A 22,776-nucleotide genomic window follows, 5' to 3' on the forward strand; every position below is an offset into this window, starting at 1 on the left:
GCGTTTATATTGGATATGTGGTTACTACCAGTTGAGAATAAGGGGAGGACATAAGATGCTTGGTTTGGTTTTAACAGGTCATGGAGGATTTGCGCAAGGGATGGAAAATGCGCTTGCGATGATTGCAGGGCCGCAAGAACAGTTTCTAGCAGTGCCGTTTTTAGAGGAAAATCCGTTAGCTGGCTTTGAAAAAGAGTTGCAAGGAGCAATCGATCAATTAAAGGAAACCTGTGATGGGGTCGTGATTTGTGCAGACCTTGTGGGCGGGACCCCTTTTAATGTTGCGATGACCGCTGCCAATGAGGACCCGCAAGTCGAGGTCATCGGCGGCAGCAATCTGCTGATGCTAGTGGAAGGTTCGTTGACTAGATATACAGCAGCTGATCCAGAGCGTTTTTGCCAAGAACTGGCAGAGATTGGCAAGACCGGTATTTTTCACGGAAAGATCAAAGGCCATGAGGAAATCAAGGAGGAAGAAGGGATTTAACGATGTGGGAAATGATCTTAGCAGCCTCAATCGTGGTGCTTGTTTTTCTCTTTCTCTTTTTGGGGGTCTCGTCTTTCTTGAATGGGAAACATCTGAAAAAGCAAAAAGGCTATTTCGCTGAATTGCAGCAGTCCTTGAAAAAGGGGCAGAAAATCAAATTATACGGCGGCATTATTGGGGAGATTCAAGCACTTGGGAAAGAGACAGTGGACCTAAGGGTGAAATCGGGAACGGTGATTGAAGTAGAACGTAGTGCGGTTGCAGAAATCATGCAGTAAATAAAAGGAGGAAATATTTATGGGAGAACCAAATATTTTATTGACGCGAATCGACAATCGGTTGATTCATGGGCAAGTTGCCACCCAATGGAACGGTACGTTGGGGGCAAATCTAATTTTAGTGGCAAATGATAAGGTCGCCAAATACAAAGTCAGACAAGGGTTGATGGATATGGCGGCGCCAGCTGGCGTCCAAACGAGGTATTTCTCGCTTCAAAAAACCATCGAGATCATTCATAAAGCATCGCCAAAACAAAAGATTTTCATGGTGGTTGAAAATCCGCAAGATGCGTTGAAATTAGCTGAAGGTGGGGTGCCGATCAAGAAACTGAACATTGGGAATATGCATATGTCAGAAGGGAAAAGACAGGTTGCTACGACAGTTGCCGTCGATGAAGCAGATGTCGATGCCTTTAAAAAACTGAAGGAAATGGGGGTGCAATTAGTGATCCAGCGGGTTCCAACGACACCTGTTGAAGATGAAAAGAAATTATTTCAGTAATGCAGAGGTAAGGAAGGAGAAAGAAAATGGATTACACGATTTTTCAAATCATTTTAGTCTTCATAGTCACATTCATTGCCGCGATCGATCAATTTAGTTTTTTAGAATCATTGTACCAACCCATTGTTACTGGGATGGTTATCGGACTTATTCTTGGAGATCTTCAAACCGGCTTGATCGTTGGCGGAACGTATCAGTTAATGACGATCGGCAATATGCCAGTAGGCGGCGCGCAACCGCCAAATGCGGTGATTGGCGGAATTATGGCAGCAATCTTAGCAATCACGCTGCAGCTGGAACCCACAGTAGCGGTTGCTACGGCGATTCCGTTTTCTTTGCTGGGGCAATATGGGGTGAAGATTATCTTCTCACTAATGTCGCCAGTGATGTCAAAAGCCGACAGCTACGCCCATGATGCCAATACGAAGGGCATTGATCGAATCAATTATTTAGCGATGGCGGGTCTTGGAACGATCTTCGGCTTGATCGTGGTCTTATTCTTTATCGGCGGTGCTGCCTTCGGGAATCAGGCGGTCGCAGCGATCCCTCAATGGTTGATGGGTGGGCTCGGCGCAGCTGGGGGCATGATGCGGTATGTCGGTTTTGCGATTTTACTAAAAGTGATGGTTTCCAAAGAAATGTGGGGCTTCTTCTTTATGGGGTTTGGTTTAGCCACGATCGTGATGGCGGCACCTTCCTTGCAAGGACCCGCCTTGATCATTCTAGCCTTTATCGGCTTCGCATTAGCCTTTTGGGATTATCAAATCCAGTCCAAATTTAAAGTAGCAGCAGCCAATACCTATGATTTCGGAGGCGATGAAGATGGCATATAATATTCCCGATTCTTATAGCGAACAAGCGCCCGCAGAACAACTGGATAAAAAGACCTTGAACAATATGGTCTGGCGTTCCTTATTTCTACAAGCCTCTTTCAACTATGAGCGAATGCAAGCAGGAGGCTGGTTATTCAGTATTTTACCGGGATTGAAAAAAATCCATAAAAATGAAAAGGATTTGGCTGCTTCAATGAGCCATAACTTAGAGTTTTTCAATACTCATCCATTTTTGGTGAACTTTGTGATGGGGATCATTTTATCGATGGAACAAAACAAAGCCGATATTCCCATGATTCGGGCAGTGCGAGTCGCCGCGATGGGACCGTTAGGTGGGATCGGTGATGCGTTGTTCTGGTTTACCTTGGTACCAATCACGGCGGGTATCACAGCCAATATGGCGATCAGCGGCAATATCGCTGCACCGTTTATATTCTTACTGGTATTCAATGCGGCCCAATTTGGTTTGCGGTACTTCTTGATGCACTGGTCCTATCGTTTAGGGACAGATGCAATTGGCATCTTAACGGAAAATGCCAAAGAGTTTACCCGAGCAGCGAGTATTTTAGGGATTTTTGTTGTCGGTTCCTTGACCTGCGTGTATGGAGCGACGTCTTTGGATATTCAGATCCCTAACGGCACTACCAATGAAGTGACGCAAGCGACGACGATCGTGGATGATCAAGCAGCCATTGCCGCTTACGAAGACATGCTGTATACCACGGATGAGAATGGTCAATTGACCGACACATTGCAAGAAAATGCTGCGGTCAATGAACTGGCTAACGGCAAATATGAATTGACGTTTAACAAAGTCAACGAAGTGCCTGTGACGATCGATATTCAAAAAATCCTCGATGGGATCTTGCCGCAAGTGATTCCATTGACCATCACATTGATGCTGTATTTCTTCTTATCAAAACGCGGCTGGACGCCGTTGAAATGTATCGTTTTGCTGCTAGTGATCGGCTTGATCGGTTCTGGCTTTGGTCTGTATCCATCCATTTGGCCGCAATAAGCAAGCTAGCAGAAGAAACGGCGCAACACGTAGGAGGAGTTTTGCTAAGCAAGCAACAGCTGACTTTTCAGCTTAGCTCGTGCTGGCAATTGGTTCATTTTCCTGCGTGAAAAGACGCAAATTCAGGAAACAGAGCCCCTGTAGACAATTGTTTGACACGCCTATCGGGAAATAGTACACTCGTTATGTGGTAGTAACCAGTTTGGAGGGGCTTATGAATATCAATAAAAATCGACAACCATTATACGATCAATTGTTAAATTTACTGATTGAAAAAATCGAAAATGAAATGGAAGCAGACACAATGCTTCCCTCAGAAAGAGAGCTGTCAAAGCGCTACGGATTAAGTCGGACCACCGTTCGCTTGGCACTACAGGAGTTAGAAAAATTAGGCTATATTTATCGCCAACATGGCAAAGGCACCTTTGTCTCGGATATCCGCAAGCAGGCAACCAATTTATCAGGTTCGTATAGTTTTACCGAACAGATGAAAGCACTAGGAAAACAACCAGAAACTAGAGTATTGGCATTCAAAAAAATGGAAGCGACAAAATATTTTGCCACTCAGCTGCAAGTTTCCATCGGCGAGCCGATCTACAAGTTAAAACGATTGCGTCTTGCTGATGGCCAACCGATGATGATCGAGCGTTCTTATCTGCCCGTCAAACGTTTCATGCATTTAACGAGTGAGATGATCGAGCAAAAACCATTGTACGATATATTTCATGAAGACTTTCATCAAGTGATCCGCCTCGCGGACGAAGAATTTTTTGCCAGCATTGCCAGTGCAAAAGATGCGGCATTGCTAAAAATCCACGAAGGTGCGCCAGTGTTGAACCTGGTACGTAGCACGTTCAATATTGAAAATGAAGTGATCGAATACACCTTGAGTGTTGCTCGAGCAGACCAATTTAGATACAAAGTCCGCCACTTGCGTAACGACGAGTAGCGCATTTCCTAGACAGTCTGAAATGATCCACTCGAGCAAAGAAAAGGCGTGTATTCAAAACCAGTGGGGTCGGGGAAGTTTGCCCTTTGGGTGATCGCTAAGCATTCATCCAAGACAAGCGCTCCTCGCACCGTCACTGGGAATACATACTGGAAAAACAGTAGCTAGGAGGAAGAAAGATGTTTCAACTGTCAACAAAGGAATTAGCAGAATTAGGTGCGGAGATTACAACAAGAGAAATCAAACAACAGCCAGAACTTTGGCAAGAAACCTTGACGATCTATCAAGAAAAGCAAGAGGCGATCGCGATTTTCTTACGTACCATCAAGCAAAAGACGGATAAACGCATTCGGGTTGTCTTCACGGGAGCGGGGACGTCGCAATATGTCGGAGATACGATCGTTCCTTACTTGAATAAGACGGGCGCAACTGCGGATTATCTTTTTGAAAGTATTGCTACGACGGATATTGTCGCAGCTCCAGAACAAGTTTTATTTGCGGATGAACCAACACTGCTCGTTTCTTTTGCTAGAAGCGGCAATTCACCAGAAAGTTTAGCAGCGGTCAAAATCGTCGATCAATTCGTTGCCGACAGTTATCATTTGACGATCACTTGTGCAGCCGACGGATCTTTGGCACAACAAGCTGCCACGGATGAAACGAGCTATCTGTTATTGATGCCTGAGAGGTCAAATGATGCTGGCTTTGCAATGACGGGAAGTTTTTCTTGCATGGCTCTTTCCGCACTGCTGATTTTTGACCAGACGCCTCTGACAGAAAAGAGGCATTATGTTGAAACCCTTAGCCGATTGGGGCAAGAAGTGATCGACAGAGAAACAGAACTCCAAGTACTGACGGACCGTTCCTTTAAGCGGATCGTTTACCTTGGGTCAGGCACGTTGTCGGGGTTGACCAGGGAAGCACAGCTAAAAGTATTGGAACTGACTGCGGGAAAAATCGCCACCGTGTTCGATTCTTCGATGGGCTTCCGTCATGGACCGAAATCATTCGTAGATGATCAAACCCTCGTCTTTGTCTTTGTCAGCAATACGCCCTACACGCGGCAGTATGATCTTGATATGTTGGAAGAATTAAAGAGTGATGGCATCGCCGCCGCAGTGACTGCCATCGGACAGCCGGCAGCCGTGAATTTTTCAGGAACAAACTTTTTCTTTCCAGATGACACATCATTGCCAGACGGTTATCTAGCCTTAGCAGACATTGTCTTTGCACAAACGATCGCACTGCTGGCATCGATCAAAGTCAGGAATACACCCGACACCCCTTCGCCAACGCGTACCGTCAATCGGGTGGTCAAAGGCGTGACGATTCATCCGTATAACAACGAACGATGACTGAGAAAGCCCACCACGAGCACGTATCTTTTCGTGTACGAAGTCGATACGTGCGGTGGTCAATCAGTTGAACGGCTTCATCAATAGACATTTTTATACGTGCTGACAACCGTTTCGCCAACGCTGAAAAAGTGAAAGCGGTTGATTCTTTGGCATGGACAAAAAAGGAGGAATTTTAATGAAAGCAACTGTAACGAAAGCCAAAAAAGCAGCGATGGATCGTCTGTCAACGAAAGAAGGAGTGATCGCAGCTTTAGCGATCGACCAACGAGGTGCCTTGAAAAAAATGATGGCAGCACTGGGCGCGGAGGCTGATGCAGAAAAAATCAGCCAGTTTAAAACGCTAGTCTCACAAGAATTGACCCCTTACGCGTCTTCTATTTTATTAGATCCAGAATATGGGTTGGCAGCTGCGCAAAGCCGTGATCCAGAGGCGGGGCTTTTGCTGGCGTATGAAAAAACCGGCTATGATGCGACTACGCCGGGACGTTTGCCTGATTTATTAGGGGAATGGTCGGTTGAGCGATTAAAAGCAGCTGGCGCAGATGCCATCAAATTTTTGCTTTACTATGATGTAGATGAAGATGCCCAGATCAATCAGTTGAAACATGTCTTTGTGGAACGACTCGGCAGTGAATGCCAAGCCGCTGATCTGCCCTTCTTTTTAGAAGTCCTTTCCTATGATGCTAAGCTGCCTGAAGTCGACTCAAAAGCATATGCGCAACGCAAACCAGAAAAAGTCATCGGATTGATGAAGGAATTTTCAAAACCGCAGTACAAAGTTGATGTGTTAAAAGTGGAAGTACCAGTCAACATGAATTATGTGGCAGGTTTTGCTAAGGAAGAAGCCGTGTATACCAAGGAAGAAGCTGCCGCGTATTTCAAAGCGCAAAGCGACGCGACGCATCTGCCGTTTATTTTTCTCAGTGCAGGCGTATCAGCCAGCTTATTCCAAGAAACGCTGGTTTTTGCCAAAGAAGCTGGCTCGACCTTCAATGGCGTCTTGTGCGGCCGGGCAACGTGGAAAGATGGTGTTGAACCCTTTGTAAAACAAGGAACAGAAGCAGCCAAAGAATGGCTAGCAAGTACTGGAAAACAGCACATCGAAGACTTGAATGAAGTGATCCAAAAGACCGCCACTTCTTGGTGGAACAAAGTCACGGTCGAAGAATAGTTTTTTTCGCTGTTTGACAAGAGAAATGGCCAGTAATCAGACATCTTAAGGGCTTTTGAGAAGAAGTGGTAGGCTTCTGACTTAAGGCTCTAGGGTGTCTTTTTCTAGTGAAAAAAGTTGATAGTATAACGGACGCTGACCTCATCTAGACAAAAAAGGGTTAGCAAAAAAATTATGAAAAAAAGTCAGAGCACTATGGATGATTTATCATAATTTTTTCATATAGACTAAGTTAACTTTGCTAGTTAAAAGAAAAAGAAGGGAAGAAAATCAATCCTAAAAGATTTGTTAACAGGTTAAGTCAAAAATCCCTCGAGATCTTTTCTCATTTTTCAGCAGTATTGCCAGTAGAAGATCGCTTGATAAAAAAGCCGTTGCTTGCTATTCTGTTCTGTAAATTGACAGAAGGAGATGGCGTATGAAGCAAATGGCAATCAAAGAGAATCCATTTTTGACGCGTCTGGATTATCAGCGGGCATTGGAAGACATGATCACTCCTTTGCAAGCAGCGATCTTGGCAGATGACTATCCAGGATTGAATCTAGGTAGCAGTGGGGCCGTATATGATCGAACACGGGCTGAGATGGAAGCGCTTGTGCGTCCTTTGTGGGGGCTGGCGCCTTATTGGAGGGTTTACCCAGATGATCCGTTACGAGCAGCTTACGTAGAAAAAGTGATAGCAGGGACAGATCCTGAACACGCGTTTTACTGGGGAAGGATCACGGATTATGATCAATACATCGTGGAAGCAGCCGCATTGTCATTGACCCTATTGTTGCAGAAGGACGCTTTTTGGACAGCGTTGCCGCAGAAGAACCAGCGAAAGCTAGTGGCTTGGCTTTCTCAAGCACTTGAGTGCAAGATTCCTAAGAACAACTGGACATTCTTCAAAGTGTTGATACGCGTTGCCTTGTTTCACTGTGGGGAACCGTTGGCAAAAGAAGAATTGTCCCAAGAGTTGGCATTGATCGATTCCATGTACGTTGGCGATGGTTGGTACGTAGACGGGAAAACGACGCAGCGAGATTACTACATTCCTTTTGCGTTTCATTATTACGGCTTGATTTACGCTACATTTATGCAAGACGAAGACCCAGAATGGGCGCAGCGTTTTAAAGAGCGAGCCACGCTATTTGCGCAAGACTTCGTCTATTATTTTGATGAAGATGGCGAAGCCTTGCCCTATGGCCGCAGCCTGACTTATCGGTTTGCGCAAGGGGCGTTTTTCTCGGCACTGGTTTTCGCAGACGTCGAAGCGATCCCATGGGGACAGGTGCGAGGACTACTGGCGAAGCACTTGCGCAATTGGATGGCACAGGAGATTTTCACTTTGGATGGTCGCTTGTCCATCGGGTACCACTATGAAAATCATGTGATGGCAGAAGGGTATAATGCACCAGGCTCGCCTTATTGGGGGCTGAAGACCTTTTTGCTTTTAGCGGTTGCGGAAACGCATCCTTTTTGGCGGGCTGAACCTGAGCCGATCAAAAGAGAGCCGCAAAAACGGATTGAAAAAGGCAATATGTTGCTGGTGCACAATGAAAAAAGCCATCATCTGTTGGGGTATCCTGCAGGCTTGATGCTTGAACAGCAAGCCCATGCTCAAGCAAAATACAGCAAATTCGTCTATTCGAGCAAACTTGGTTTCAGTGTGCCGAAAGCTGGCGTCACGTATGCCGAAGGCGCCTTCGATAGCATATTAGCTATTGCTCGAGATGGCAGCTATTTTCGCACGAAGAGCGCAGTCAGGGATTATCGAGTGACGGAAAAAGGCGTCTTTTACCAATGGGCGCCCTTTGAGGAGGTAGTGATTGAAACTGAGATTTATCCCTTTGGTCAGTGGCATGTGCGCGTGCACGAGTTGACGACGACGATTTCGTTGGACCTTCGTGAGGGCGGGTTTAGTGTACCGCTGACTGGACGGTTGCCTCAGGCCCAAACAGGACCGACCTGGAGTCGAGTCAGTGAAGGAGGCTTTTGTTCTCAAATCATCAACATCGAAGGCTATCAACAAGCCAGTATTGTTCAGCCAGAAGCCAATACCTCCGTCTTTTTTCCAAGAACTAGTTTTCCATACTTAGCACAACATATTCCGCCCGGGAAGCACCGTTTGATTTGTTTAGTCGGTGGTATCGTAGAAAAAGAAAGGAGCGATCCAAATGATTACGCTAGCAATAAAAAATAAGCAGGACCAGATGATCGTCGGTCGCATCGACCATGAAAAAGAACCCGCGCCGTTTCAAGTTTCTGGTGATGATTTGGCCGTATTAGCCATTAAAAACTATCCCTATGAGGAAGGAGATAAGATCGTCGTTGAGGTGACAGGGGAAAATCCGTATTATGTCCTTCAGCTTGATGAAACCTTAACACCGTCACTGATCTATCTTTCCCAATCCACTTGGGAATATCAGCTCCCTTGGACGGAATCTCATCGAAAGTCCTCGGTGGAAACGGCCTTTGCCTCGCAGCGCCATCACCTGATGGTGCGTAAAGCCCATGCGTTTGAGATCACGAATTATCAAAATTTATCTTTCAATGCCCATGATCAAAAGTCAGCGACAGGGGCGTATCCTCATGCTTCAGCGAATGTGGAGACGCGAGATGATTCCGTCTTTTTTGCCAAGAATGCAATCGATGGAAAATATGGCAACCGATCCCACGGTTCGTATCCGTTTGCTTCTTGGGGCATCAATCAGCAAGCCGATGCTGCATTGACCATTGAGTTTGGTCGTCCCGTCTTGATCGATCGGGTTCGCTTCCTGTTACGGGCAGATTATCCCCATGATAGCTATTGGACCAAAGGGACCTTAGTCTTTGCTGATGGAGAAGAGCTGGTGGTGGAAACGACAAATACGGCGTCTTTTCAAGAAGTTCGTTTTCCGAAAAAAGAAACGACTAAGCTAACCTATAAAGAGCTGCAAAAAGCAGAGGATGATTCCCCATTTCCAGCTCTTACACAAATCGAAGTATTTGGTTGGAACTGTTAAAAAAAAGAGGACAAGAGCATGACAGGTCTGCATTTGTGGGCAGCTGTCATGCTCTTTTTTTAGGAATCAATGAAGGAAGGTCGCTTTTTTTGTTCGTTTACGTTATAATGATTTCAGTTAATATGTTAACAAGTTAAGAGGAGAGGGAATATGCGTCTGCAAGAGAACAAACAACGCTTGATCCTGTTAGGAGAAAAAGTGACCGATGTGTGGTTAGCGGATAAAATCACCGCGTGCATCCAACAGATCGAAAAAAATAGTCAGCGCTTTGGCACACAGTTTCCTTCAGCCTGTGCCACCAATGGCAAATATCGGCTGAAAGGCAACGATGATTGGACCAATGGCTTTTGGACGGGGATGTTGTGGCTCGCCTATGAGTGGACCAAAGAGAAGAACTTTTTGACTCGAGCAATGGAGAATATCGACAGTTTTCAAACGCGCTTAGACGACCATTTTGTATTAGATCATCATGATATTGGATTTTTATATAGCTTATCCGCCGGTGCGGGCTACAAGATCACTGGCGATGAACACTGCAAGCAAGAAGTCATTCAAGCAGCAGATGTTTTGTTGGCACGTTTTCAAGAAAAGGGGGAATTTATTCAAGCTTGGGGCACTTATGGCGACCCACAAGAATACCGCTTGATTATTGATTCGCTACTGAACTTGCCGCTTTTATTTGCAGCAACCCAATTGTCGGGAGAGCCTCGTTACGCAGAGGCCGCGAGTAAGCATTATCAGACAGTCCGAAAGACTGTCATCAAAAATGACGCCACCACCTTTCATACGTACTATTTCGATCCAGAGACGGGGCAGCCAAGTCACGGTGCAACGCATCAAGGAAATAGCGACCAATCGATTTGGGCACGAGGGCAAAGCTGGGCGATTTTAGGGCTTCCTTTAAATGAAAGCTACTTGCATAGCCAGCCTTTTCCAGAAAATTATTCGCAGATCGTGGAGGTGTTTTTGGCTCATTTGCCAGCAGATTTGGTACCGTATTGGGACTTTGATTTTAACGACCAACATCCTGCTGAAAAAGACAGCTCAGCTTTAGCGATCGCAGCTTGTGGCTTGTTGGAAGCAGAGAAAATGGGGGCGTATCCGGATGCTAAAAAAATCGCTAAAGGGATGCTTTACCAATTAGGCGAGCAGTATGCAGCGAGCCAAGTGCCAGAAAATGAAGGCTTATTGCTACATGGTGTGTATGCTCATGCGGAAGGCAAAGGCATCGATGAACCCAATCTTTGGGGTGATTATTTCTATTTGGAAGCATTGATCCGATTGGCATTGCCTAATTGGCAAAGATACTGGTAAAGGGGAAGACGACATGCGAACGTTTGAGATAAAAGAAGATTTTTTGTTAGATGGAAAACCAATCAAATTGATCAGCGGAGCGATCCATTATTTCCGTATGACACCGGCGCAATGGACAGATAGCCTCTACAATCTAAAAGCACTGGGAGCCAACACAGTTGAGACCTACATTCCTTGGAATCTCCACGAACCTCGTGAAGGAGTCTACGACTTTGAAGGAATGAAAGACATTTGTGCTTTTGTAAAGCAAGCCCAAGCGCTAGGCTTGATGGTCATTTTGCGGCCTTCCGTCTACATTTGTGCTGAATGGGAATTTGGCGGGCTGCCAGCTTGGCTGTTAAACGAACCGATGCGGTTGCGCTCAACCGACCCACGCTTCATGGCAAAGGTGCGTAACTATTTTCAGGTCTTGCTGCCAAAACTTGTGCCGTTGCAGATCACCCATGGGGGACCAGTGATCATGATGCAGGTGGAAAATGAGTATGGCTCTTATGGAATGGAAAAAGCATATTTGCGCCAGACCAAAGAGTTGATGGAAGAATGCGGCATCGATGTACCCTTGTTTACTTCAGATGGGGCATGGGAAGAAGTCTTGGACGCTGGGACATTGATTGAAGACGATGTTTTTGTCACAGGCAATTTCGGCAGTCGTTCCAAGGAAAATGCGGCTGTGATGAAAGAGTTTATGGCAAAACATGGCAAAAACTGGCCCATCATGTGCATGGAATATTGGGATGGCTGGTTCAACCGCTGGGGGGAGCCGATCATCAAGCGAGACGGTCAAGACTTAGCTAATGAAGTCAAAGAGATGTTAGCAGTCGGTTCCTTGAATCTTTACATGTTCCATGGAGGCACGAACTTTGGCTTTTACAATGGCTGTTCCGCTCGGGGGGCGCTGGATCTACCACAAGTGTCCAGCTATGATTACGATGCTTTACTGACAGAAGCAGGAGAACCTACCGACAAATACTATCAGGTACAAAAAGCCATAAAAGAAGCCTGTCCCGAAGTGTGGCAAGCCAACCCACGGACCAAGCAATTAGCGGCATTAGGAACCTTTCCCATCGAAAACAGTGTTTCGTTATTGGTCATCAAAGATCAGCTGATGGCACCGCAAGAAAACATGTATCCACTAACAATGGAAACTGTCAGCACAGGCTACGGCTATTTGCTCTATTCGGTTCAGTTAAAAAACTATCATCGAGAAAACAAATTAAAAGTGGTAGAAGCTAGCGATCGGTTGCATATTTTTACCGACGGCCAATTACAGGCGATCCAATACCAAGAAACGCTAGGTGAGGAGCTGTTGATCCAAGGGACACCAGATAAAGAAACCATCGAGCTAGATGTCTTAGTAGAAAACTTAGGGCGCGTGAACTACGGCTTTAAATTGAATGGGCCTACACAAGCCAAAGGCATCCGTGGGGGCATCATGCAAGATATTCATTTCCATCAAGGCTATCGTCATTACCCATTGACGCTTTCCGCAGAGCAGCTACAAGCCATCGATTATCAAGCAGGAAAAAATCCGACACACCCCTCCTTTTATCAAACGACCTTCACGCTGACAGAGGTAGGAGATACGTTCATCGATTGCCGTGGGTATGGCAAAGGCGTCGTTATCGTCAACGGCACCAATCTTGGTCGCTATTGGCAACGTGGCCCCGTGCATTCCTTATACTGTCCGAAAGAATTTTTGAAAAAAGGCAGCAACGAAGTCGTGGTATTTGAAACCGATGGCGTGGAGATCAAGGAACTCGTTTTCTGTGATCAACCTGTCGTGGAATAAAAAAATAGAAGTAGAGACCCAAATTTACGCGGGCTCTACTTCTATTTTTGTTTTGAAATATTTCCAATGCTTGTAGCTGACGATGTATTCAGCGACACTTCCATCTGCCAAATAGGAGTGCTTGACTTGTTTGACCGCAGGCTCTCGGAAGCTCAGTTGCAATAAGTTCAACAATTCAGCGTCATCAGGAAAGACGATTTCGTTGGTTTCAACAGAAGCCAATGAGAAAAGGTCGATCGCAAAGTCTTTTCGGACCCGCTCATAAACACTGGCATACCGGTTGAGGTTTTTGGCGATCGGTTCTTTCATCAGCTTCTTCGGCAAATGAGTGATGTGAACCAAGAAAGGAACATCGCCAAAATAGCGGACCCGTTTGATTCGGTAGTAGGAAGCACTGGCAGCCAAGCCTAATTCTTTCAAAATCTCGGGGGCATTTCCTTCTTCCACCGCAAGGACCTTGACCTTTTCTTGGTCTAGTGAATGCAGCTCGATGTCGGAAAACTTCACACTCTGAGATACTTTTGCTTTTGAAACAAAGGTCCCTTTGCCTTGGATGCGATACAGATAGCCAGCACTCGTCAATTCATTCAACGCTTTGACTGCCGTGATCGAACTAACAGAATACATCCGCTTGATATCCGCCTCTGAATAAAACTTATCGCCGGGAAGGAATTTATGGTCTTTGATTTCTTGTAAAAGATCTTGCTTGATCTGCTCATACTTTGGCAACACAGTGGTTTCCCTCCATTCCATATGAATACATCAAGCATAACATGTTAAATCCTTTCCTGCCACTTAATTATTGTAGAAAATATGTTGTTTTCCATTCTGTACAGGCCAAAAAAATAAAATTCAATATGTTAAGATATTAGGCTTACGAATGGCTTGCCATATGGTATAGTATGCTTACAAGGAACATAACATGTTAAGTAGGGCGACCTACGGAGTAGGAGGGAAATTAGTGGAAAACATTGTATTGATCAGTCATGGCGGCATGGCAGAAGGGGTCAAAAGCAGTCTGGAGATGATCGTAGGCCAGCAAGCAAACGTTCACACCGTTTCATTACGACCAGATAGTGACAATCTGCAGTTTGAAAAAGAATTGAACGAGAAAATGAAAGCCCTTAACGGTTCGACATTGATTATTGCGGATCTATTAGGAGGAACCCCGTGCAACGTTGCAGTCAAGAATTATTTAGAGGATGACGAAGTGGCGATTTTCGCTGGAATGACATTGTCCGTAGTGATCGAGGCAGTCGTCAATCAACGAGCGACGATCAACGAGCTGCTTTGCTTAGCCAAAGAAAACATCGTTGATGTCAAAGCAGGGATGAACCATGCAGAACAAGAAATTTTAGAAGAAAAGCAAGAGGAACTAGGGGATTACAGTGCGTATGCTGGACAAGAAAATATCGTCAATAGTCGGATCGATGAGCGCTTGATCCATGGACAAGTCGCCGGTATCTGGTCCACCAGTTTAAACACGCAACGGATCATCGTGGCCAATGATGAAGTCGCCGCTGACCCGTTACAAAAATCTTCTTTACGAATGGCAGCGCCAACTTCGATGCGACTTTCCGTCCTTCCAGTGGCAACTGCAGCCAAGAATATTCGCGCTGGTCGTTACGGCAAGCAACGGTTGTTTTTACTTTTCAAAAATCCCCAAGATGTTTTGCGTTATATTGAAGCAGATGGACCGATCAAAGCGATCAACGTCGGCAACATGAGCTACAAAGAAGGCGCACAGGAAGTGACCAAAAGCATTCAAGTGCTGCCAGAAGAAGAGCCGATCTTTGAAGCGATCGCCGCAAAAGGCATCACCATCACGGCACAGCTTGTACCGAATGAACCATCGATCGACTTTATGAAGAAATTACGAGGATAAATCAGGCAGCGCTTCGATCGAGGAGAATATGTAGCGGAAGATTTGTCAAAAAACGAGTGTTTTTCACGATTTATCTGAGGCGACACAACGATCGATAACCAGCCAGTTAAGACTCGTTCATACAATTAGGAGGAAAATTCATGCATTTAGCAGCGTATCAAATCATTCTTATTACTGTTTATGCTTTTATTGCTATTAATGATTCACTTATTTCCAATACGTTGACCCAACCAGCGATCGCCGGAATGATTTCTGGAATGATCATGGGGGACTTGAAGACCGGTTTGATGGTCGGCGGTACCTTGCAGTTGATGCGTTTAGGGATCGCCGCATTTGGTGGTGCATCCGTCCCAGATTATTTTACCGGCGCAGTACTGGGAACGGCGTTTGCCGTGATCTCAGGAAACGGCGCGGAATACGGCATCGGCTTAGCAGTTCCAGTGTCCTTACTGATGCTGCAACTGGACGTCGTGGCTCGTTTTTGTAACGTATTTCTACTACACCGGATCGATAGAGCCATCGACAACATGCAAGTCAAACGAATCCCACGGTTAGTTTTATCGGGTTCTTTCTTGTGGGGATTGTCACGGGCGATTCCGATTTTATTGATGCTTTTAGCTGGAGATGCAGTCGTTACGACGATTACCGATAACACGCCAGAATGGCTGATGACTGGACTAAAAACCGCTGGTGGCGTCTTGCCAGTCGTCGGGGTAGCGATCTTATTGCGCTACTTGCCAACAAAGCACTACATTCCTTATTTGTTATTAGGCTTCTTTTTAGCTGCGTATCTGCAAGTGCCAATGCTCGGAGTTTCCATCATTGGGCTCGTAGCAGCAATGTTAGTCTTTAAACGAGATAGCGAAAAAGGCACCGTTGCAACGGCAGCTGCTGGAGATTTTGAAGGAGGATATGATGGCGATGAGTGATCAAAAACTGACAAAAAAAGAGTTGAATACCATTAGCTGGCGCTATATTTTGGCAAGCCAATTAAACTGGAACTATGAGCGAATGATGAGTTCAGGCTACCTTTACGGCATCCTGCCCGTCTTGAAAAAATTCCATGGCCACGATGAAACCCAGCTGCAAGATATGCTGCGGACCCACAATCAATTTTTCAATACAAATGCGATCTTTGGGAACTTGATCATGGGAATCGATGTCGCGATTGAAGAACAAGATGGACACAAAGCCAAAGAAACGATCATCGCCTTGAAAACGGCCTTGATGGGTTCCTTGGCCGGTGTCGGTGACTCCTTGTTCCACGTGATTTGGGGAACAATCTTTGGCTCTGTTGCTGGCACATTGGCGCAAAACGGTTCCGTCGTTGGTTGTGTCATCTGGATCATCGCCAACATCGCGTTACTTTTCGGTCGGGCAGCGTTGCTTCCCCTTGGTTACAAACAAGGGGTCAAATTAGTGACGACCTTGAAAGACAAATTATCTGCCTTCACCAATGCCGCAACCGTTTTAGGGGTCACAGTGATTGGTGCCTTGATTCCCTCTGTGGTCAAAGCAACTGTTCCTTTTGTCTATAAAAAAGACGGTGTCGAATTAGTGATCCAAGACACGTTGGATGCCATCTTGCCATCCCTTGTACCTATCTTGCTCGTCTTGCTGACCTACTGGATGTTAGGCCAAAAGAAACTAAATTCCACTCGAGTAATTTGGATCATCTTGATCTTATCGATCGTTTTGAGTGCGTTTGGTATTTTGGGTTAGAATTAGCAGTAACAACTGATAGATAAGAATATGTAAATAGAAAAAGAGTGTGGAATATTTTTCCGCACTCTTTTTTATAAAATAATTTGCCCGTTTTTACTCGTAAAGAACTTAGTTCAATTGGAAACATAGAAAAAAATAAAATTGGTTATTCCCTTTTTGCTCGTCTACTAATATTTTGATGTGTATTGAATATCTGTTGGAAAGAATCAAAATAAAAAAAGACAGAAACCCTTGATACAGAGGGTTTCTGTCTTTTTGAAGATTATTCCCACTCCACAGTAGCAGGTGGTTTGCTCGTAATATCGTACACGATCCGATTGACGTGTGCGACTTCGTTAACGATGCGGACGCTGATTTTTTGTAGGACTTCCCATGGGATGCGGGCAAAGTCAGCGGTCATGCCATCGATTGAAGTGACTGCACGGATGCCGACGGTATAATCGTAGGTCCGGCCATCACCCATGACACCGACGGAGCGGATGCCTGGTAAGACGGTGAAGTACTGCCAAATGTCGCGGTCTAAGCCGGCATTTGCGATTTCTTCCCGCAAGATTGCGTCCGAGTCGCGGACGATCGTTAGTTTTTCTTCTGTCAATTCGCCAAGGACACGAATGCCTAGACCTGGTCCAGGGAATGGTTGGCGCCATACGATGCTGTCTGGCATGCCAAGTTGAGTCCCTAATTCACGGACTTCGTCTTTGAACAAGGTGTTCAATGGTTCGATCAATTTGAATTGCATGTCTTCAGGTAAACCACCCACATTGTGGTGAGATTTGATGGTTTGCGCAGTTTCGGTTCCTGATTCGATGACGTCGGTATAAAGGGTTCCTTGGGCAAGGAAAGAAACGCCTTCTTCGCCAGCTAGTTTGGTTGCTTCATCATCGAAGACGTACACGAATTCATTTCCGATGATCTTGCGTTTTTCTTCAGGATCAGAAACCCCCGCAAGTTTTGATAGGAAACGTTCTTTGGCATCAACTTTGATGATGTTCAAGCCGAATTTGCCGCCTAGGCTTTCCATTACTTGCTCGGCTTCGCCTTTACGCAAGAGGCCGTGGTCAACAAAAATACAAGTCAGCTGATCGCCGATCGCTTTTTGTAAAAGAACACCAACGACAGAAGAATCGACCCCGCCTGAAAGACCAAGCAAGACTTTTTTGTCGCCCACTTGTTCGCGGATTTTTGCGATTTCCATATCGATGAAGTTGTCCATTGTCCAATCACCTGTACATTGACAAACGTCGATGGCAAAGTGACGCAATAAGTCGTTGCCGTATTCTGAATGGCGAACTTCTGCGTGGAATTGGATACCGTACATTTTGCGCTCGGCATCTTGGATAGAAGCGATCGGGCAATCTTTGCTCGTTGCCACGACATCAAAGCCTGCAGGTGCTTGAGTGACCAAGTCTCCGTGGCTCATCCACACGGTTTGGGTTGCGGGCGTGTTTTGGAAAAGGGCCGCTGCATCAGAAGTGACTTCCAATTCTGCTTTGCCGTATTCACGGTTTTTGGCAGGTTCAACTTTTCCGCCTAATTTATAAGTAATCAACTGCATGCCGTAACAGATCCCTAAAACTGGGATGCCTAACTCAAAAATTTTCTCGTCGATGCCGAAAGAGTTCTCGTCGTAGACGCTGTTTGGTCCGCCAGATAAGATGATCCCTTTTGGGTTCATCGCTTTTACTTCTTCAGCGGTAATGCGGTGGCTCAATAATTCTGAGAAAACACCGAACTCACGAATACGGCGTGTAATCAGCTGGTTGTATTGACTACCGTAATCAAGTACGATAATTTTTTCGACGTTTGGCAAAGTGTCAACGTTTGTCACAATAAATTACCTCAATTCTTTTAGTTTTTATTGAAAAAAGGCTGGGCCTTTTCAACAGCATAATCATAAAAATGAAGCGGTCAATACTTGCGCAAGAACACTTCATCGATCAAATGGTGCTTTGTTTTATGAAGAATTATATCGGCTCTGCTGCGTGTAGGCAAGATATACTCGTGTAAATTCTTTAAATTCACATTTTTCCATACTTCTTTTGCCATTTTAATCGCTTCCTTGCGATCCCCGATCGCATATTGGTAATAATAATTGCTGGGATCTTGAAAGGCAGTGTCTAGTAATGATTCAAATCGTTCCAAATACCATTTTTCAATCAGTGCTGGTTGGGCATCCACGAAAATTGAAAAATCAAAAAAGTCACTGATATAGATTTGTTGGTTGGCAGGCAGTTGCAGGGTATTGATGCCTTCCACGATCAAGATATCTGGTTGACTGATCGTTTCATACGTATCAGGAATAATATTGTAGACTTCATGGGAGTAGACGGGGATCTGAATGTCTGGTTCTCCTGATTTGACCGCATTCAAAAAGTTGATCAAGGCTTCCATATCATAACTTTCTGGAAATCCTTTGCGATTCAAGCTGCCGCGTTCTTCCAAGACTTCGTTCGGGTACAAAAAGCCGTCAGTGGTGATCAGTTGGACGGTTCTGCGGGGAAACAAACGGGCCAATAAATTTTGGACGAGCCGTGCGGTGGTGCTTTTGCCGACGGCGACACTTCCAGCGATGCCGATGATAAAAGGCGGCATTTTGACGTAGCGGTGTAAAAAGAGTCCCTTGCTGAGGGTCAATGATTCAAACTCTTTCATATAAAGATGGATCAGATGGCACAAAGGCACGTAAACATCTTCCACATCTTGGACCGAGATCCGGTCGTTCAAACTTTTGATATTATCCAATTCTTCTTGAGTGAAAGGCATCATGCCGTTCGTATAAAACCCTTGCCATTGCTCACGAGGAATTTGATAAAAATTCATGGTTTCTTGCATAGTAGGCTCCTTTTTTGCGGCATCATCGGTTTCTATTAGAAGCGACGGGCCACTGTTCGAAAGTATTTTACCATAGAAACTTGCGGAACTTGGAAAAAAGACATGATTTCCTTTGCAGAAACAACAAAAAACTGTTTTTTCGTTGTTTTTTTTGCTGGGCGTTTACTTCTGGCTGTTTTTCGGTATGATTAGAAAGAAGCAGCAGACAAATCTTGCAGGGCTTTTTTACTGGTGATTTCACTATGTTCACTTGTTCGAATAGAAGAAACAAGGAAAAACTAGTAGAAACCAGTAGAAAAAACAAGCGAAGAGGAAATAGAAGAAAGGAGCATAACCATGAGTAATCATTACTATACAGAAAATCCTGATACGGCCCATGATTTTGAGCAGTGGTCGTTTGAATTAAGAGGAAAGAACTTTCATTTTGTGACAGATAGCGGGGTGTTTTCCCGTGACACGGTGGACTATGGCTCGCGGGTGCTGATCGATGCGTTTGAGTGGGGGGAGCTGCCAGAAGGAAGTCTGCTGGACGTTGGGTGCGGCTATGGACCTGTTGGCTTAGCGTTGGCTTATGCGAGTCAACGACCTGTAGAGATGATCGATATCAATCAGCGGGCAGTGGATTTGGCAAAAGGCAATGCCCAGCGTAACGGCATTGAACAGGTAGATATCCATCAATCCAATATCTATGCCCAATTAAATCAACCTGCTTATGCGGCGATCCTCAGCAATCCGCCGATTCGGGCAGGAAAAGAAGTCGTTCATGAGATTTTGACGGGGGCGTTTCCTTTGCTTAAAGCAGGCGGGACTTTAACGATCGTGATCCAAAAGAAACAAGGGGCGCCGAGTGCTCAAAAGAAAATGCAAGAGACCTTTGGCAATGCCGAAATCATCAAAAAAGACAAAGGCTATTACATCATTCAAAGCGTAAAAGAAGCGTAGCTGCTCTTTGATTTTCAACAGATCAAAGGCATTGCCAAGACAAGCACTGGTTAGCGGCAACTGGGCAGTTGGTTTCTCAAAAAGCCTTTTGTCATCAGCCTTTGGAGCAATCGCAGCTCCGCTAAAAGAGCTGTCTGTATCATCGGGCCATTTTTGATCAACGAAAAAGAAAGTCGCACACTTGTTGAAAGTGTGCTATTTTTTTTGAGAAAAATTTGCTACACTTTAGGCAAGAGAGGAGAGAAGCAGATGAAATTGACGATTAAACAGATTGCTGAAATGGCTGGCGTCTCTGTCACGACCGTGTCGCAGATCCTAAACAATAAAGGCAGCCGTTTTAGTGAAGAAACCCGAAAGCGGGTCTTAGATATCGTAAATAAATATCACTATAAGCCGGATTTTTTTGCTTCGAATCTTATCAACCGCCATTCAAAAACGATCGGAATGATCGTGCCTGATGTGACGGATTTCTTTTTCTCTAAAGTCATTGAAGGGGCGGAAAGTTATTTCAATCCACTAGGTTACATGCTAGTGTTATGCAATTCGCGCCACAGCCAAGAAAAAGAGGTTCAATATTTGAATGAACTGTCTCATCGTTCGGTAGATGGCATCTTATTAGCGACGCCGCATTTGCTGCCAGAGGATTATTCCTTGAAGAGCGGGTTCTTTGATGACCGACCAATTATTTTAGTCGATCGTGGGATCAATCAGCGGGACAATGGTCGTTTGATCGTGAAAGAATACGAAGGCGCCTACCAAGCCGTCAGCTATTTGATCAAAAATGGTCACCGCAACATTGCGATGCTCAAAGAAATCACCGGCTACTATCAATTAGAGGAACGGTTCAATGGCTATCGCCATGCCTTAAAGGATCATCAGATCCCTTTTAAAGGCCGATATGTAGAAAATGCTGAATTAACGGTTACCGGCGGGTACGAAGCAACGAAGGAATTATTGAAGTATAAAGAGATCACAGCGTTCTTCTGTGGCAACGATGCCATGGCGATCGGCTGTTATCAAGCGATTTATGAGGCGGGCAAAAAAGTACCAGAAGACTACTCGGTGATCGGCTTTGATGCCTTGAAATTATCGGAATACATCACACCACCGCTTACCACGGTCATGCAGCCGACTTTTGAGATCGGGTTTACCGCAGCGAAGTTTTTAGTGGACGCCATTGAGTTTCCGACACGGCGAATTCCAAATAAGATTTTTGATACAAAATTAATTATTCGTGAGAGCGTGAAGACATTGACAAGCGAGAAATAATGCGGTATATTTCTTCTTGTAAGTGTTTTCATAGTTTTGCGATATTTAGTAAACTGTTTTACTAAAGTGGTTTACCCTACGAAAAATTATTGTATAATGTTAAAGGAAGCGAGGGTCATTTCGATGCGAATGGTGGATTTAATTGAAAAGAAACGTGACGGCAAGTCATTGACGAAGGAAGAAATTGACTACATTGTAACTGCGTATACTGAAGGAAGTATTCCAGATTATCAAATGAGTGCCTTGTTGATGGCTATTTTTTATGTAGATATGACAGATGAAGAGATCACGAACTTAACGCTAGCAATGGCAAATTCTGGTGAAGTGATCGACCTATCCTCAATTGAAGGAATCAAAGTCGATAAGCATTCGACTGGCGGTGTTGGTGATACGACCACATTGATCTTAGCGCCCTTAGTGGCTAGTGTTGGCGTACCAGTTGCGAAAATGTCTGGGCGCGGCTTAGGCTATACTGGTGGGACCTTAGACAAGCTTGAAGCGATCCCTGGATTTAAAATCGAGCTTTCTGAAGCCGACTTTATCCGATTAGTCAACGAAAGCAAAGTGGCCGTGATCGGTCAATCAGGAGATTTAGCTCCTGCAGACAAAAAACTGTATGCCTTACGAGATGTGACGGCAACGGTTAGTTCGATCCCATTGATCGCCAGCTCGATCATGAGTAAAAAAATCGCGGCAGGTGCCGATGCGATCGTGTTAGATGTGACCACAGGCGATGGCGCCTTTATGAAAAACTTGGAGGATGCCAAACGCTTAGCCCAAACGATGGTCCGCATCGGAAAATTGGCAAATCGCCAAACGATGGCAGTCATTTCTGATATGTCACAGCCTTTAGGGGAAGCGATCGGCAACAGTTTGGAAGTGGTGGAAGCCATTGAGACGCTGCAAGGAAAAGGACCGAAAGACTTGGAAGAAATGTGCTATGCACTGGGCAGCCAAATGGTCGTTTTAGCGAAAAAAGCTGATTCATTGGAAGAAGCACGCCAACTGTTGGAAGAAGCCCTGCATTCAGGCAAAGCGTTAGAAAAATTCAGACAGATGATCACAGACCAAGGCGGAGACGCTACAGTGATCGATGACCCGAGCAAGATTTTGACAGCGAAATATGAAGTGGAAGTCCCAGCGAAAACGAGCGGCGTGGTGACGAAATTAGTTGCCAATGAGCTAGGGATCGCGGCGATGATGTTAGGGGCAGGTCGTAAGACCAAAGACGAAGACATCGACCATGCCGTGGGCATCAAATTGCATAAGAAAGTTGGCGAATCCGTAAGCAAAGGGGAATCGCTATTGACGATCTATAGCAATACCGAAGCAATCGAGGATGTCAAAGCATTGATCGACCAAAATATTGAAATTGGGGAAGATGGCGCAGAACCGCCATTGATCCATGACATTATTACAGAATAAGGAGCGAATAAA

The 22,776-nt window shown here is 45.2% G+C and carries 21 protein-coding genes; 18 read left to right on the plus strand and 3 right to left on the minus strand.

The genetic code is table 11. From position 1 onward, the window contains the following. Positions 1 to 55: 55 nt before the first annotated feature. From QN079_RS00985 to QN079_RS01040, 12 genes are all read left to right on the plus strand, one after another. Positions 56 to 487 (plus strand): PTS sugar transporter subunit IIA, encoded by a 432-nt coding sequence (locus QN079_RS00985; protein ID WP_142973472.1) that lies wholly within the window; start codon positions 56 to 58, stop codon positions 485 to 487. Positions 488 to 489: 2 nt separating this feature from the next. After that, the gene (yajC, locus tag QN079_RS00990; RefSeq protein ID WP_005226768.1) at positions 490 to 765 is read left to right on the plus strand and encodes a preprotein translocase subunit YajC; all 276 of its coding nucleotides are present in this window, start codon (positions 490 to 492) and stop codon (positions 763 to 765) included. 19 nt (positions 766 to 784) lie between these two features. Beyond that, the gene (gene agaV, locus QN079_RS00995) at positions 785 to 1,267 is read left to right on the plus strand and encodes a PTS N-acetylgalactosamine transporter subunit IIB (RefSeq protein ID WP_289230258.1); all 483 of its coding nucleotides are present in this window, start codon (positions 785 to 787) and stop codon (positions 1,265 to 1,267) included. 26 nt (positions 1,268 to 1,293) lie between these two features. Beyond that, positions 1,294 to 2,100: a PTS mannose/fructose/sorbose/N-acetylgalactosamine transporter subunit IIC gene (locus tag QN079_RS01000; RefSeq protein WP_289230259.1), complete on the plus strand. Its 807-nt coding sequence runs from the start codon at positions 1,294 to 1,296 to the stop codon at positions 2,098 to 2,100. Continuing rightward, a complete protein-coding gene (locus QN079_RS01005; RefSeq protein ID WP_289230260.1) occupies positions 2,090 to 3,118 on the plus strand; it encodes a PTS system mannose/fructose/sorbose family transporter subunit IID in 1,029 nt (342 codons plus the stop codon). The genes QN079_RS01000 and QN079_RS01005 overlap by 11 nt, the downstream gene beginning before the upstream one ends. Positions 3,119 to 3,332: 214 nt before the next feature. After that, entirely contained in the window at positions 3,333 to 4,067 is a 735-nt protein-coding gene (locus tag QN079_RS01010; protein WP_005226773.1) for a GntR family transcriptional regulator, read from the plus strand. Between the two features lie 179 nt (positions 4,068 to 4,246). Then, positions 4,247 to 5,422 carry an SIS domain-containing protein gene (locus QN079_RS01015; RefSeq protein WP_289230261.1) on the plus strand — a complete coding sequence of 392 codons (1,176 nt, stop codon included), beginning with the start codon at positions 4,247 to 4,249 and terminating at the stop codon, positions 5,420 to 5,422. Positions 5,423 to 5,600: 178 nt separating this feature from the next. Continuing rightward, a complete protein-coding gene (gene lacD, locus QN079_RS01020) occupies positions 5,601 to 6,596 on the plus strand; it encodes a tagatose-bisphosphate aldolase (protein WP_289230262.1) in 996 nt (331 codons plus the stop codon). Positions 6,597 to 7,014: 418 nt separating this feature from the next. Continuing rightward, positions 7,015 to 8,781, plus strand: coding sequence for a DUF2264 domain-containing protein (locus QN079_RS01025; RefSeq protein WP_289230263.1), 1,767 nt, complete (start codon positions 7,015 to 7,017; stop codon positions 8,779 to 8,781). Further along, positions 8,756 to 9,583 carry a DUF7402 domain-containing protein gene (locus tag QN079_RS01030; protein ID WP_289230264.1) on the plus strand — a complete coding sequence of 276 codons (828 nt, stop codon included), beginning with the start codon at positions 8,756 to 8,758 and terminating at the stop codon, positions 9,581 to 9,583. The genes QN079_RS01025 and QN079_RS01030 overlap by 26 nt, the downstream gene beginning before the upstream one ends. Before the next feature lie 150 nt (positions 9,584 to 9,733). Next, entirely contained in the window at positions 9,734 to 10,897 is a 1,164-nt protein-coding gene (locus QN079_RS01035; RefSeq protein WP_289230265.1) for a glycoside hydrolase family 88 protein, read from the plus strand. A gap of 13 nt (positions 10,898 to 10,910) precedes the next feature. Next, entirely contained in the window at positions 10,911 to 12,686 is a 1,776-nt protein-coding gene (locus tag QN079_RS01040) for a glycoside hydrolase family 35 protein (protein ID WP_289230266.1), read from the plus strand. 24 nt (positions 12,687 to 12,710) lie between these two features. On the opposite strand, the gene QN079_RS01045 is transcribed toward QN079_RS01040, so the two are convergent. Beyond that, the gene (locus tag QN079_RS01045; RefSeq protein ID WP_289230267.1) at positions 12,711 to 13,418 is read right to left on the minus strand and encodes a GntR family transcriptional regulator; all 708 of its coding nucleotides are present in this window, start codon (positions 13,416 to 13,418) and stop codon (positions 12,711 to 12,713) included. 229 nt (positions 13,419 to 13,647) lie between these two features. Between QN079_RS01045 and QN079_RS01050 the strand changes: the two genes are divergently transcribed. The 3 genes from QN079_RS01050 to QN079_RS01060 all read left to right on the plus strand — a co-directional run bounded on the left by QN079_RS01050 (position 13,648) and on the right by QN079_RS01060 (position 16,293). Next, entirely contained in the window at positions 13,648 to 14,571 is a 924-nt protein-coding gene (locus QN079_RS01050; RefSeq protein ID WP_502875143.1) for a PTS sugar transporter subunit IIAB, read from the plus strand. 140 nt (positions 14,572 to 14,711) lie between these two features. Further along, a complete protein-coding gene (locus QN079_RS01055; protein ID WP_005226797.1) occupies positions 14,712 to 15,500 on the plus strand; it encodes a PTS mannose/fructose/sorbose/N-acetylgalactosamine transporter subunit IIC in 789 nt (262 codons plus the stop codon). After that, complete coding sequence (locus QN079_RS01060) at positions 15,484 to 16,293, plus strand: PTS system mannose/fructose/sorbose family transporter subunit IID (RefSeq protein ID WP_289230269.1); 810 nt, start codon at positions 15,484 to 15,486, stop codon at positions 16,291 to 16,293. The genes QN079_RS01055 and QN079_RS01060 overlap by 17 nt, the downstream gene beginning before the upstream one ends. Positions 16,294 to 16,558: 265 nt before the next feature. On the opposite strand, the gene guaA is transcribed toward QN079_RS01060, so the two are convergent. Together guaA and coaA are read right to left on the minus strand one after the other, a co-directional pair. Next, on the minus strand, positions 16,559 to 18,124 hold the full coding sequence (gene guaA, locus QN079_RS01065; protein WP_008376418.1) for a glutamine-hydrolyzing GMP synthase: 1,566 nt from the start codon (positions 18,122 to 18,124) through the stop codon (positions 16,559 to 16,561). Positions 18,125 to 18,204: 80 nt separating this feature from the next. Continuing rightward, positions 18,205 to 19,128 (minus strand): type I pantothenate kinase, encoded by a 924-nt coding sequence (coaA, locus tag QN079_RS01070; RefSeq protein ID WP_005226828.1) that lies wholly within the window; start codon positions 19,126 to 19,128, stop codon positions 18,205 to 18,207. Positions 19,129 to 19,464: 336 nt separating this feature from the next. Between coaA and QN079_RS01075 the strand changes: the two genes are divergently transcribed. The 3 genes from QN079_RS01075 to QN079_RS01085 all read left to right on the plus strand — a co-directional run bounded on the left by QN079_RS01075 (position 19,465) and on the right by QN079_RS01085 (position 22,764). After that, positions 19,465 to 20,070, plus strand: coding sequence for a class I SAM-dependent methyltransferase (locus tag QN079_RS01075; protein ID WP_005226831.1), 606 nt, complete (start codon positions 19,465 to 19,467; stop codon positions 20,068 to 20,070). Between the two features lie 249 nt (positions 20,071 to 20,319). Further along, positions 20,320 to 21,339 carry a LacI family DNA-binding transcriptional regulator gene (locus QN079_RS01080; protein WP_005226832.1) on the plus strand — a complete coding sequence of 340 codons (1,020 nt, stop codon included), beginning with the start codon at positions 20,320 to 20,322 and terminating at the stop codon, positions 21,337 to 21,339. 123 nt (positions 21,340 to 21,462) lie between these two features. Beyond that, entirely contained in the window at positions 21,463 to 22,764 is a 1,302-nt protein-coding gene (locus QN079_RS01085) for a pyrimidine-nucleoside phosphorylase (protein ID WP_005226834.1), read from the plus strand. Positions 22,765 to 22,776: the final 12 nt, after the last annotated feature.

The sequence above is a fragment of the Enterococcus sp. FZMF genome, assembly GCF_030263915.1.
Taxonomy (GTDB): domain Bacteria; phylum Bacillota; class Bacilli; order Lactobacillales; family Enterococcaceae; genus Enterococcus_D; species Enterococcus_D casseliflavus.